Source organism: Nocardia abscessus NBRC 100374, assembly GCF_000308455.1.
Classification (GTDB): domain Bacteria; phylum Actinomycetota; class Actinomycetes; order Mycobacteriales; family Mycobacteriaceae; genus Nocardia; species Nocardia abscessus.
The window spans coordinates 45976-58924 of record NZ_BAFP01000267.1 but is presented as its reverse complement, the minus strand read 5'-3'; the positions used below and the strand labels follow the sequence as shown (position 1 = coordinate 58924).

The following is a 12949-nucleotide window of genomic DNA, read 5'->3' as shown; positions in this document are numbered from 1 at the left end:
CCTCTAGAGCAGGTCGACTACGACCCGCACATGACGGCTGGAGGGGCGGTGTCAACTGTCGATGTTTCCGGCGATCTCCACACCCGCATCGCGGAGTTCGTCCAGGGCCCGATCGATGCTGGCGGGGGAGACGCCGGCGGACAGGCCCACGAGCACCCGGGTGTCGAACCCGGCGGTGCGGGCATCCAAGGCGGTGGCGCGAACGCAGTGGTCGGTGGCGATGCCGCAGACGTCGACGGTGTCGATTCCTTTGGCGCGCAACCAGTCCGCGAGGGCCGTGCCGTCCTCGGCGGCGCCCTCGAATCCGGAGTAGGCGGCGGCGTAGGCGCCTTTGAAGAAGACCTCGTCGATCGGGGCGGTGTCCAGGTTCGGGTGGAAGTCGGCACCGGGCGTGTCGATCCGGCAATGCGGCGGCCACGTGTCGACGAAGTCAGGGTTGTCGGAAAAGTGCGCACCGGGGTCGATGTGGTAGTCACGGGTGGCGGTGATCGCGGTGTAGTCGCTGCCGCGCAGATATTCGCTGATCCGTTCGGCCAGCGCGGCTCCGCCTGCGACGGCCACCGCACCCCCCTCGCAGAAGTCGTTCTGGACGTCGACGATGATCAGAGCCCTGCTCATAACGCCTCCACGAGATCGGTCCCGCAACGGTTTCGGCCTGCGCCTATTGTAGGTGGCTATCACCGATGCACATCGCCGAACGCGCCGTCGGACATCCGCGCTCGCTCTGATCTCTCGCCAGGCCCCTCCGTACAGCTGCCGCACACATTTACTTCTCGGAGATCAGCGTCTGCCGAAAAACAACAACTGCGCGTCGGCATTACAGGATGTTTCCGGGTGCTCAGGTCGGGCAGTTGGCTACTTACCTAGTGGTGCGAGCGGTCTGTCTCGCCTTGGCGCAGCTCCGCCGCGCTGCGCACCGCCCTGTCGCCCCGCCACGTTCCCGACACCCTGCTCGAAGTACCGCGACACCGCGCACACTGTCCGGCAAGAAGACCGAGATCCCGGTGAAAAGGTGAGTACCAGATCCTTCGGCGGGTTCGATCAGGAAGGGATCAGGTTCGGCTCCGGGCGGCGAGCTTACGGATGAAGTGCGCGATCTCGGTGGGCTTCTCCTCGGCCATGAAGTGCCCCGCCTTGATCGGCTCGTAGGTCAGGTCCGGCGCCCAGGCTCGCCAGAGCGCTGCCGCGTCGAAGCCCAACTGGGCGCCCCAGTCCTGGGAGATCACGCCAACGGGCATGGGAAGCGTCTTTCCGGCCTGGCGGTCCGCACGGTCCATGCTCAGGTCGATGCTCGAGGTGGCGCGGTAGTCGGCGACGATCGAGTCGACGGCTCCGACCGAGCTGTCGATGTAGTGCTGCCGCACCTCCGGGGCGAATGTCGAGCCGTCCGTGTCCCAGGCGTCGAGGAACGAAGCGAAGAACTCCTCTGCCACGGCCTTGATCATCTTCTCGGGCAGTCCCATGGGTTGCGCCATCAGGTACAGGTGCCAGGCGACCTTCGCGTCCACTCCCCGCAGGACATCCCAAGTGTCGAGAGTCGGGAGGACATCGAGCACCCCGAGGTACTGAACCGCGTCGGGGTGGTCGAGGCCGGCGCGGATACCGACCAGGGCGCCGCGGTCGTGACCGATCAGTCCGAAGCGCTCGTGCCCGAGCGCGCCGACTACCCGCATGATGTCCTCAGCCATGGTGCGCTTGGAATATGTGTCAGGGCTGTCCGCCGGCGGCTTCCCGCTGTCGCCGTAACCTCGAAGGTCCGGAACGATGACCGTGTGCTCCTCGGCGAGTTGTTGCGCAACGTCGCGCCACATGTAGTGGGTTTGGGGGAAGCCGTGGAGCAGGACAACGGCCGGCCCGGTCCCGCCGACCGCGACGTTGAGTTCGACGCTTTCGTCGCCGGGCAGGGTCTGGTAACGAAATCCGTCGATGGTCGGCGTAGTCATCGGTTTCCTTCACTGGTCGTGGTGGATTGCGCGGACGGTCGGCCGGAGAAGATTCCGGCGGGTAGCTCTGCCGACCGAGCGGAGGTTGCCCGCAGGGCGGGTATGAGGATCGAATCCACGAGCGCTTCGAGATAGACATCATCGGTATTCAGTCCATTGAGCCGCCGGAGCAGCAGCACTGCCCCGGCCACTTCTTCGAAAGGGAAGGGGTCTACGACCTCAGGCAGCTCTCCGCGACGGATGGCGGCGTCCACGACCGAGGTGGGCAACCGGGCTCCGGTCGGGCCGACGGTCCGTTCGATCTCCTCGCACAGCTCGGGGTCTTCAAGGCCTGCCTGAAGGAGTAGCAGTGCGGTCTGGCCGTCGGCCGAACGCATCGTCGTGATGAGCCGTTGACACAAGCCGATCAGGTCACCGCGCAGACTGCCTGTGTCGATCTCGTCCGCCCCTTCTCGACGGGCAGGGCCTGCCTTCAGCGCAGCGACGACCATGTCTCTCTTGGACTTCCACCGCCGGTAGAGGGTGGCTTTCGACGAGCCGGCCCGACGCGCTACCTCCTCGAAGGTGACACCCTCATAGCCGCGCTCTGCCAGCAGCGAGGCCACTACCTCGAGAATCTCGCCCTCGCGTTCGTCATCACGGGGACGTCCTCCGCGACGTGTCTCCTGAGCTTCTGAGGCAGGAGCACCTCCACTGTTTAGATACGCCACGTTCCGTATCGTATCAGTTGACGAGTACGGCTCCGTCCACGCCGAGTGGCATTCAACTCGGAGCGGCGCGGTGATTCGGTCGGTGAAATCCCACTGATCCATGGGGTCGCGCAGCAGAATGTGGCCCATGCGGACATTTGCTAAATATTTGCAGGCGGCCGTTGCCGTGGCGCTGGTCGTGGTAGCCGGTCATGGAGTCGTGGTCGCCCCCGCCGCGAGCGAGGTCCATATTCAGTTACCTTGGCTGACGTTCGAGCCGGGCGCGGTGCAGGCGTCGGGAGCAGCGCTGGCGGACGGAATCACCGGCACGGTGCTGTGGTCGCGAGAGCCGAACACCCCGGTCCCGATAGCCAGCATCGCGAAGGTGATGACGGCACTGGTCGTGATCAACGCCGGCGACGTCGACCGAACCATTACCGTGCCGCAGGGAATCATCGCCTACTGCACCGAGTACGACGGAAGCAACGCAGGCTTGGTCCCCGGCGAGGTGCTCACCGCGCGACAACTCCTGTACGCGATGATGCTGCCGTCCGGCTGCGACGCCGCCTACACCCTTGCCGAGGCATACGGGCCCGGACAAGACGGCTTCATCGCCGAAATGAACGACACCGCCCATCGAATGGGCTTGGCGGGAACACATTTCACCGACCCCAGCGGGCTGCCCGCCCCCACCGACCGCTCCACCCACTCCACACCGGCGGACCTGGTAACCCTCGGCCTGCGCGCGATGAGCCTGCCGGTGTTCCGTGACATCGCAAGGTCGAAGAGCTATCACCTGCCCGCCGGCCCGGGCAACCGCGCTCACCTCTGGCAGTCCACGAACCTGCTGCTGCACGACTATCCCGGCGCTATCGGCATCAAAACCGGATGGACCGACGCCGCGGGAACCTGCCTGCTGTTCGAGACGGTCAGGGCGGGAATACCGCTGATCGGTGTGGTCCTGCACAGCTCACCCGACAGTGAGATCGCCGCCAAGGAGGACGCCGAGCGCATGTTGAACTGGGCCTACGACCCGATCCTGAGCGTGCTGCCGATCGATTAGCGCCGAATGCGGCTGGCTGCCTGAGGATTTCGATGCGCACCGAAACATCCGGTAGTTCAGCGGGCGCCATGGCCGCCACAGCCTCCAGCACACCGGGTATGCGGCCGGGAGGGATCCGGCCGTGCAGTTCCTCCTGATACAACCGCAGCCAGTCGAACGCATCCGCTGACGCCGGAACCTACTGCACCGCATCTCCGGTCGTGGCACTACACCTCGACGGCAGTGTCACGTCGACGCCCGGCCGGCATGCGCAGGTTCGCGACAGTCACACCTGACGCCCACAGGGCAATAGCGATGAACACGATCTGCTCGGGAATCCGGAACCACAGAGGGGTGGCCGGATCGCCGTTCAACGGAATATCCGAGACCGCCGCATGAACGTTCGCCGGGAGCATCAAGATGAACAGCACAGCGAGCCCGAGTCCGGCGTAACGCCGGGTACGGGTCGAGACCAGGCCGGCAGCGCCGAGCAGTTCCAGCACACCGGTCAGGTACACCATGAGGTCCGGAAACGGAACGAACGCGGGAACCATGGCCGCCAGATCGTCATGGCTCGGCATCGCGTCGACGGTGTCGGGGATGAAGTGGGCGATACCTGTCGAGAGGAGCATCACGGCCAGTCCGTGCGCGAAGGACACTCGCCAGGTGGCGAACCGGCGGACGCCGAAGGCGCCGAGCACGCGGAAACTCAGGGTGGGGATGATCAACAGCAGCGGGGTGGTGAACACAGTGCACTTCCGATTCGGGGGAACAGCAGGGGTCATGGCATGAATTCAGGCCGCAGTCGCGCGGCCGGTGTGGTCAGGCTCGATCGGCGTGTGCGCCGCTGACGGCACGAGGGCGAGCCGTGGAAATGTTCCAGAAGTCGGCGTAGCGGCCGCCTCGATCCAGCAGGCCGTGATGAGTGCCTTCTTCCACGACTCGGCCGTTGTCGAGGAAGACGACGCGGTCGGCGGTCTGCACGGTGTGCATGCGGTGGGCCACCATCACCACCGTGCGGCCCGCCATCAGGCGTTCGATGCCCTGGTGGACAGCGGCTTCGTTGACCGGGTCCAGGGCGGAGGTGACCTCGTCGAGGAGGACGATGGGAGCGTTCTTCAGCAGGGCGCGGGCGATGGAGACGCGTTGACGTTCGCCGCCCGACAGCAGTGCACCGCCTTCGCCGACGTCGGCGGCCCAGCCGCCGGGAAGTCGTTCGATCACCTCGTCCAGGCGTGCCGCTGTCGCCGCGGCGCGGACTTCGGCGTCGGTGGCTTCGGGGCGGCCGAGGCGGATGTTGTCCTCGATGGTGCCGTCGAAGAGGTAGACGTTCTGGAAGACGATGGCGATCTGTGCCATCAATGTGCTGGTATCGATGTCGCGGACGTCGACGCCGCCCACGCGGACCGCGCCTTTGCTCACGTCGTGGAACCGCGCGAGTAGTTGGAGCAGGGTGCTCTTGCCCGCTCCGGAGGGTCCGACGATCGCCAACCGCTGGCCTTGCGGCACCGTCAGCGTCAGATTGTCGATCACCATGCGGTCGCCGTGCAGGAAGGCGACGGCGTCGAACTCCAGGTCGTGGTGGTGCGGCTGGATCGGGTCACCCGGTTCCGGCAGCGGCTCGGTGCGCAGCAGTGCGTCCAGTCGGGTCAGTTGGGCGCGCGCGCTGCGGAGTTGGCCGCCGATGTCGGCCAGCGACAGCAGGGGTTCGGCGCAGCGGGCCGCCAGTACCAGGATCGCCAGAACCTCGGCCGCGCCGATGCTCCCGCCCAGCGCGAGGTAGGCGCCCATGGCCAGCAGCACGGTGAACATCGCCTGCACGGCGAGCGTCAGGCCGACGATGCCGGGCAGGGCCGATAGCGCCGATCGGCGCGAGGCGCGCTGGATTCCGCGTAGCGAGTCGTCCAGCAGGTCGAAACGTTCGGTGGTGCGGCCGCCGGTCCGTAGCACCGGCTGGGCCTGCAGGTATTCGATGACTCGCCCGCCGGCATCCTGGTCACGTTCATGGCGTTCGGCGTCGGCGGTGGCCATCGCGCGTCCCGTCCAGGCCTGGATCGCCGCCACGAGCGGGACGGCGACCAGTGCGGCCAGTCCCAGCTTCCAGTCGAACGCCAGCATCACAGCGACGATCGTCAGCGGGGTCACCGAGGCGGCGACGAATGGTGCGAGCAGGTGCGCGATCACGCTCATCGCTTCCAGGACGCCCCGACTGGCGAGCACCGACACTTCGCCGACGCGGCCGACGCCGTACCAGCCGATGGGCAGCCGGGCCAGGTGGTCGCCGAGCCGGTGATAGGTGCCGCGCAGCAGCGTGGTTCCGGCGCGGAAACCGGCCAGGTCGCTGATGTAGCGCAGCACCGCGTAGACCGCGACCGCGATCCCGAACGCGATCAGCCACGGCCAGGCGTCCTCGGGGCTGCTCCCGAACAGTTCCCGGAGTACCGGGACCAGCAGGGCGTAGGACAACCCCTCCAGGGCCGCGGTGGTGGTCATCAGGGCCACGGTGCGACGCACCGGACCGGCGTACTGATCGCCCAGCACGCGCAACAGCATTCGGATCATGACAACTCGTCTCCACGATGGGATTGCCAGAACGCGGCGAACTTGCCCTGGCCGGCCAGCAACTGCGCGGGCGCGCCGCGCTCCACGATCACCCCGTCCTCCACCATGACGACGTTGTCGGCCTCAGCGATGGTCTCCAGCCGGTGGGCGATGACCAGGATCGTCCGGTCGCCCTGCAGGCTCGCCAGGGCGTGACGCACCGCCTGTTCGGTCTGCGGGTCCGCGAACGCGGTCGCCTCGTCCAGCACCAGAACGGGGGTGTCGGCCAGCAGCGCGCGGGCGAGGGCGAGGCGCTGTGCCTCACCGCCCGACAGTCCGGCCTCGTCGCCGAGCACCGTGTCGTAGCCGTGCGGCAGCTCCAGGATCCGGGTGTGAATGCCCGCCAGCTGGGCGGCGTGTACCACCTGCTCGCGGTCGGCGCGCGGGACTGCCAGCGCGATGTTGTCGGCCACCGAAGCACGCAGCAGACGCACGTCCTGGAAGACGAAGGAGACCGCTTGGTACAGCTGGCGGCTGCCGATTTCGCGCAGGTCGATTCCGCCCAGGGTGATCGTCCCGTAGGTCGGGTCGAAGAATCGGGGAAGTAGTTGGACGAGTGTGGATTTGCCGCTACCGGACGGTCCGACGAGCGCGGTGACCGTGCCCGGCTCGAGCACCAGGTCGATCCCGCGCAACACCTCGCGGTCGGCGTCGTATCCGAACCGGACGTCGCGCAGCTCCACCCGGTGTCCTCGCGGCGTGGCCGGGTGGGCAGGTTCGGGCAACGGCTCGACGTCGAGCACGTCCCGGATCCTGCCGACCGCGCGGCCGGCGGCCTGCATGTCGTCGAAACCGTGGCCGAGCGCCGCGACCGGAGCGGTCAGCCCCAGCCCGAGCAGCAGGAACGGCAGCAGATCCGCGGCAGCCATCCCGCCACCTGTTATCCGGACCGTGCCGCCGAGCAGCACGACCAGCAGCACGAACGGCGGCGCGAGCGCCAGCTGCATCCCGGCGGCGATCGGGGAAAGGCCCCGCGCCCAGCGCAGGAACGTATCGGCGAAATCGTCCACCGCCGTACGGAACCGGCGGTGCGCGCGGTCGCCTCCGCCGAACGCCTTGACCACCGCGATGCCCTGCACGAACTCCACGACCGAATCGGCGATCCGCCCCATCGCCGCATCGAACTCGCTCTGCTCGCGTTGCCGGGCCGGGGTCATCATCAACGGGACCAATGCCACCGCCAGCAACACCGGAACCAACGTGATCAGCGTGAGCCGCCAGTCGACGGTGCACAAGTAGACCAGCGACACCAGCGGCACCACGAACGCCGACACCAGCTCGCCGGGCGCGTGGGCGATGAACGGATGCAGCGCACTCACATCCTCGCTCACCACCTTGGCGAGCTCACCCGTTCGGCGCTGGGAGAACCAGCCGATCGGCACACGCCCCAAATGTGCGGCCAACTGCCGGCGGAACGACAACTGCACCCGGCCGTCGAGCACGTGCCCGAGACCGGACGAAGCGGCCGTGAACAGGAGCCGGACGAACAGCCCGACCACGCCCAGGACCACCACGAACCAGACACGACCGTGATCGATCGGGCCGGTCGACAACAACGCGCGCCCCAACTCGACCACCGCCAACAACGGCGCCAAACCTGCCACAGCACCGATCACCTGAAGGACGACCACGGCGGCGAAACCGCCGACATGGGGGCGTAGGAGCGCTGCGAAGCTCTGTTCCTCCCTGCGGGCGGTATCTGGGGGGGCGGGCTGCTCCCGGGCCTCGGCAATATCGGCCGTGGTCATCGCGGTCCCGCCTCGGACAGCTGAGCTCGATGTGGTCTGCCAAGACGGCCGTGGTTGTCAGCTCGCATGCCGCGAGTCCTTCCGGAGAGTTCGGTCGGGTGGATCGGGGGCCGGACCCAGACGGGGAGGCGCCAGAGCGCCGTCGAGCCCGTGAGCCACGCAACCCCGTTTGAGAAAGTCACTATCTCTAGAAAGTGACTCTAGAAGACTCGTTACAGACAGTCAATGTCTAAACGGCAGTAGCATCCTTCAGGAAGTGACTTCCTGATAATCTGGACCCATGACCGGACTTCGCGAGCGCTGGCGGCTCAAGGCCATGCACACCATCCAGGAACGCGCCCTCGACCTGTTCGATGCGAAGGGGTTCGGCGCCGTCACCATCGAGGAGATCGCGGCCGCGGCCGAGGTCTCGCCGTCGACGGTCTACCGCCTCTTCGGCACGAAGGAAGGGATCATCGTCGCCGACGAGTTCGACACCATGAACGCGGAAGAAATCGAAGAGATCGTGGACCCCCACGATCCCATCGGCAGCCTGATCCGCTCCGTCCGCGCCGACGAATCCACACCGGCGCACACCGCCGATCCCCAGGGTGCAGACGAAAGCGCTCCGGCCGACAGAGACCCGTGGCGCAGGGTCCGATACCACTTCACCGAGCCATCGGTGCGTATGGCCGCCTGCGCCTCGGCCGACCGCACGAGCCAGCGGCTCGCACCACTGATCGCGTCAACCGGACAGCTGAACGAAACACAGGCTCGCGTGGCCACCAACGCCCTGGTCTTCGGCTACTTCGCCGCACTCGAACAGTGGTACCTCGACGGCGGCAACCGCCCCCTCGCCGACTACGTCGAGGACGGCATGCGCCCACTACGCGGCATCTGGCCGTCCGCCGACTACGAAAATCCCTGAACACCGCTACGTCTCGGCCAGGCCAGGGCGTGATCTGCCACGAGTACAGCGTCGGCCGGTCAGGCGACCACCGCATCGAAAACCCGCCTCGAACGGAAACTGTTCGCCGCCCGGCAACCGCAAAATCGACCCCGTCCTGCCGACCGTGGTCCAGAATGACGATGTGCAGCGCGCTGCAGTGACCGATCCTTCGCGTGTCGTGGTTCTCGGGTCCGGGTTCGCGGGTCTGTGGGCGGCGCTCGCTGCGGCCCGGAGGCTCGATGAACTCGGTGTGGCGGCCGGAACCGTCGATGTCACGATGATCAGTTCCACGCCGTACCACGACATCCGCGTGCGCGACTACGAGACCGATCTGAGCACATCCCGCATCCCGCTCAGCGCTCTTCTCGATCCGGTCGGAATCGAGCACATCATCGGCGAAGTGACGGCGATCGATGCTGTGGCGCGGGTCGTGGAAACCACCGCGGGCGTTCATGGCTACGACCGACTGGTGCTCGCGTTGGGCAGCCAGGTGGTCAAGCCCGATATCCCGGGACTGCGGGAGTTCGGTTTCGACATCGACACCCATGACGCAGCGACCAGACTGCAAGCCCACCTGCGCCGACTTGCCGAGGGCCCCGCTGATCCGGCGGCCGCGACAGTAGTCGTCGTCGGAGCGGGTTTGACGGGAATCGAAGAGGCGACCGAGCTGCCCGCGATGCTCGCAGACGCCTTTGCCACGCGCGCCGCCGCACCGCGGGTCATCCTGGTCGACCGCAACCCGTTCGTCGGCTCGGACATGGGCGCGTCGGCGCGACCGGTCATCGAGGCGGCGCTGGCCGACATCGGGATCGAGACCAGGTTGGGCGTCGGGGTCGTCGCCATCGATGAACGCGGCGTGACGCTCTCCTCGGGTGAAGTGGTGACCGCCGCCACCGTCGTCTGGTGCGCCGGCATGCGGGCCAACCCGCTGACCGTAGACTTCGGAGTCGACCGTGACCGGCTGGGTCGACTCCCCGTCGATGAATATCTGCGAGTCTGTGGTGTGCCCGGGGTATTCGCCGCCGGTGACGTCGCCGCCGCAAAAATGGACGACGAGCACATGTCGGTGATGTCCTGCCAGCACAGCCGCCCGATGGGCCGATGGGCCGGATACAACGTCATCGGCGATCTTCTGGGCAAGCCCGTGAAGCCGTTGCGAATCCCTTGGTATGTAACGGTTCTCGATCTGGGACCGGCAGGTGCGGTGTATACCGAGGGATGGGACCGCGACGTGGTCGCGTGTGGCGAGGTGGCCAAAGACACCAAGCGTGCCATCAACACCCGGCGTATCTATCCTCCGTTGAGCCGCGATCGCGACGCATTGCTGGCCGCCGCCGCGCCCGAACTGCAGTCCGCGCCCGAGCACGGACACTAGTCGGCCCATCGACTACCAGTCGCGCTGGTGGGTACATGATCCGACAGAAGAGGCAACGATCTCGGTGGTGACGAGTGCCTTACGCGCAGCACACTTCTCGCCCCTGCCCATACACACGTTTGACGACCTGGACGAGCACAATCCCGTGCTGTCAGACGGGCTGACGAGGCAACCCAAGCCCCGAGCCGGCTCCGCCCCCTACACCGTCGTCGACCGTCCTGCCGTTCGCCCCTCGATGGTTTGGCTACCTGGGTTTGCAGCGGCGGTCGCTGTCGTCGTTTTTCCTGCGCGGGGTTGGGCCGCGACGCCGGGCAGCCGGTGGCCTGGCTCGCCCGTGTGTGATCGGCCTGACCGCGACCGCCGGCCGGTGCGTCCATCTCGCGGCTGGTTCGTCTGAGGAAGCGGACTCCCATCCACTCGGGTGGGAACGCACCTTCTTCCGAGAGGAACCTTTCGATGACCATTCACCTGTTCAACGACCTCGCTGACCGCGTCGGGGGTGTGCGATGACCGCCCCGCCCGTGGTGGTCGAGGATCTGCACGTCGCCTACGGCAGGACCTGGGCGCTCGACGGTGTCGACCTGGAAGTTGCTGCTGGGGCGACGCTGGGAGTGCTCGGCCACAACGGCGCCGGCAAGACCACCCTGATCCGCGCCCTCACCACCCTGGTGCGACCCACTGTCGGCCGCGTGCAGATCGCCGGTCTGGACGTGATCGCCGATGCTACCGAGGTTCGCCGCCGGATCGGGGTGACCGGTCAATACGCCGGGCTCGACGAGTTCCTCACCGCCAGGGAGAATTTGGAGCTGATCGGCCGCCTGACCGGGCTGCGCCGCACCGCCCGCGCACGAGCCGACGCGCTGATCGACCGGCTCGGGCTGGGGGAGTACGCGACCCGGCGGGTCGGGGAACTCTCGGGCGGCTCCCGCCGCCGCGTCGATCTGGCCGCCAGCCTCGTCGGTGACCCGTCGGTGCTGTTCCTCGACGAGCCGACCACCGGCCTGGACCCCCTGGCCCGTGCCGGACTTTGGAATGTCGTCGAGGAGCTCACCACCGCGGGCACCACCGCGGTGCTCACTACCCAATACCTCGAGGAAGCCGACCGGCTCGCCGATCACATCGTGGTGCTGAGCCGTGGCCGGGTCGCCGCCCGCGGCACCCCCGCCGAGCTGAAACGGATCGTCGGCGGCAAGGTCCTGCACGCCACCGTCCCCGCCCACCAGATCGCGGATCTGCCGTTCACCCCGGACCTCGAACGGGTCGACGGCACCCGGGTGCGGGTGTCGGTCACCGTCGATGACGCCCCCACCGTGACCGCGCTGGTCGCCGACCTGCACCGCGGCGGCATCGACGTCACCGATCTCGATGTGACGTCCCCGAGCCTCGACGACGTTTTCACGCACCTCGCCCACACCACTGGAGCCCACCGATGACCACCACCATGACCGCGATCGGGCGTTCCCCGATCATCGACCAGCTCACCGCCCTCACTGTCCGGAACCTGCGCACCAGCGCCCGCGTCCCGCAGCTGCTGATGTTCTCGCTGACCATGCCGATGGCGATGCTTGTGCTGTTCAGCCAGGTGTTCCGCAGCGTCGCGGCCGGACCCGGCTTCCCGGCCGGGGTCAGCTACATCGACTTCCTCACCCCGGCCATGCTCGCGGTCGCCACGGTGATGGCCGGCACCAACGCAGGAGTCTCCGCCGCGATCGATCACACCAACGGCCTGCACGACCGCTTCGCGGCCCTGCCGATGCGGGCGACGTTGCCCGGAATGGCGCGCACCCTCAACGAGGCTGTGTTCACCCTCGCGCGCGCCGCGCTGCTCGGGATCGCCGCCGTACTGCTGGGTTTCGACTTCCACGGCAGCGCTGTCGATGCGGTGGCCGCGGTCGTGGTTCTGGTAATGCTGGCGGGAGCGATGAGCGCCCTGTTCGGGCTGATCGGCGACCGGCTACGCCGCCCGGACGTGGTCCAGTTCGCCGGAATGATGGTGATGATGCCGCTGATGTTCATCTCGAGCGCGTTCGCACCGATCCAGACCATGCCCGGCTGGATGCAAGCCATGGCCGTGGTGAATCCGGTCGCACACGCCACCGACGCCCTGCGCGGGCACGTGCTCGGCACCGCCACTGCTGGGGACACCGCCACCGCTCTGGTAGCGGCGCTCGGACTGTGGGCCGCGGTCACCACCATCCCCGTCCTCACTCGTCTGGTTCGGCCGACACGGGCTCGCTGATTCGATGACCCACCCGCTCCGTCCTTCTCCTCGGGAGGGGAAGGACGGAGCGGATTCTGCGTGTGTGTATGGCCGGCCGTGCGATGCGGCACGATCTCCTTCGCCGACGCCTCCACGCGCCCGCTGAACGACGACGCACCTGCCCCGTTCTTTCCCCGCAGGGAAACGGCGGCAGGCTTTGTGTTTGCGCTGCTCGCCCGGAGCCGGGCACACCGATGGCCTCTACCTTGCGCGGTGGTAGAGGCTCATTTGGTGTGCTGTGTCAGCGGATATGCCCGGCGTGGGCGTCGGCGGCGCTCATGCGGCGGCGTCGAGCAGATGCAGTTCCTCCGCCACGATCAGATCGACCTCTTCACTGGTCAGACCCGACAACAGATGTGTGGT

The 12949-nt window shown here is 67.3% G+C and carries 11 protein-coding genes; 5 read left to right on the top strand and 6 right to left on the bottom strand.

All coding sequences use genetic code 11. The annotated features are described in order from the left end of the window. Nucleotides 1–51: 51 nt before the first annotated feature. From ON19_RS33870 to ON19_RS33860, 3 genes are all read right to left on the bottom strand, one after another. Nucleotides 52–618: an isochorismatase family protein gene (locus ON19_RS33870; protein WP_043702343.1), complete on the bottom strand. Its 567-nt coding sequence runs from the start codon at nucleotides 616–618 to the stop codon at nucleotides 52–54. Nucleotides 619–1052: 434 nt separating this feature from the next. Beyond that, nucleotides 1053–1943 carry an alpha/beta fold hydrolase gene (locus tag ON19_RS33865; protein WP_043702340.1) on the bottom strand — a complete coding sequence of 297 codons (891 nt, stop codon included), beginning with the start codon at nucleotides 1941–1943 and terminating at the stop codon, nucleotides 1053–1055. Next, nucleotides 1940–2548 carry a TetR/AcrR family transcriptional regulator gene (locus ON19_RS33860; protein ID WP_255218441.1) on the bottom strand — a complete coding sequence of 203 codons (609 nt, stop codon included), beginning with the start codon at nucleotides 2546–2548 and terminating at the stop codon, nucleotides 1940–1942. The genes ON19_RS33865 and ON19_RS33860 overlap by 4 nt, the downstream gene beginning before the upstream one ends. Nucleotides 2549–2780: 232 nt before the next feature. On the opposite strand from ON19_RS33860, the gene ON19_RS33855 reads away from it, so the two are divergent. Further along, nucleotides 2781–3695 (top strand): D-alanyl-D-alanine carboxypeptidase family protein, encoded by a 915-nt coding sequence (locus tag ON19_RS33855; RefSeq protein WP_051169580.1) that lies wholly within the window; start codon nucleotides 2781–2783, stop codon nucleotides 3693–3695. A gap of 206 nt (nucleotides 3696–3901) precedes the next feature. Here the strand turns inward: ON19_RS33855 and ON19_RS33850 are convergent, their stop codons facing one another. The 3 genes from ON19_RS33850 to ON19_RS33840 all read right to left on the bottom strand — a co-directional run bounded on the left by ON19_RS33850 (nucleotide 3902) and on the right by ON19_RS33840 (nucleotide 8023). Continuing rightward, nucleotides 3902–4423, bottom strand: coding sequence for a DoxX family protein (locus ON19_RS33850; protein WP_043702338.1), 522 nt, complete (start codon nucleotides 4421–4423; stop codon nucleotides 3902–3904). Between the two features lie 73 nt (nucleotides 4424–4496). Further along, nucleotides 4497–6236 (bottom strand): ABC transporter ATP-binding protein, encoded by a 1740-nt coding sequence (locus ON19_RS33845; RefSeq protein WP_043702335.1) that lies wholly within the window; start codon nucleotides 6234–6236, stop codon nucleotides 4497–4499. Next, a complete protein-coding gene (locus ON19_RS33840) occupies nucleotides 6233–8023 on the bottom strand; it encodes an ABC transporter ATP-binding protein (protein ID WP_043702332.1) in 1791 nt (596 codons plus the stop codon). The genes ON19_RS33845 and ON19_RS33840 overlap by 4 nt, the downstream gene beginning before the upstream one ends. Nucleotides 8024–8303: 280 nt before the next feature. On the opposite strand from ON19_RS33840, the gene ON19_RS33835 reads away from it, so the two are divergent. The 4 genes from ON19_RS33835 (at nucleotide 8304) to ON19_RS33820 (ending at nucleotide 12565) form a co-directional block, all read left to right on the top strand. Next, complete coding sequence (locus ON19_RS33835) at nucleotides 8304–8930, top strand: TetR/AcrR family transcriptional regulator (protein WP_043702330.1); 627 nt, start codon at nucleotides 8304–8306, stop codon at nucleotides 8928–8930. 178 nt (nucleotides 8931–9108) lie between these two features. After that, nucleotides 9109–10326 carry an NAD(P)/FAD-dependent oxidoreductase gene (locus ON19_RS33830; protein WP_043702388.1) on the top strand — a complete coding sequence of 406 codons (1218 nt, stop codon included), beginning with the start codon at nucleotides 9109–9111 and terminating at the stop codon, nucleotides 10324–10326. A gap of 506 nt (nucleotides 10327–10832) precedes the next feature. Continuing rightward, on the top strand, nucleotides 10833–11759 hold the full coding sequence (locus tag ON19_RS33825; RefSeq protein WP_043702326.1) for an ATP-binding cassette domain-containing protein: 927 nt from the start codon (nucleotides 10833–10835) through the stop codon (nucleotides 11757–11759). Further along, a complete protein-coding gene (locus tag ON19_RS33820; protein WP_043702323.1) occupies nucleotides 11756–12565 on the top strand; it encodes an ABC transporter permease in 810 nt (269 codons plus the stop codon). The genes ON19_RS33825 and ON19_RS33820 overlap by 4 nt, the downstream gene beginning before the upstream one ends. Nucleotides 12566–12949 lie beyond the last annotated feature (384 nt).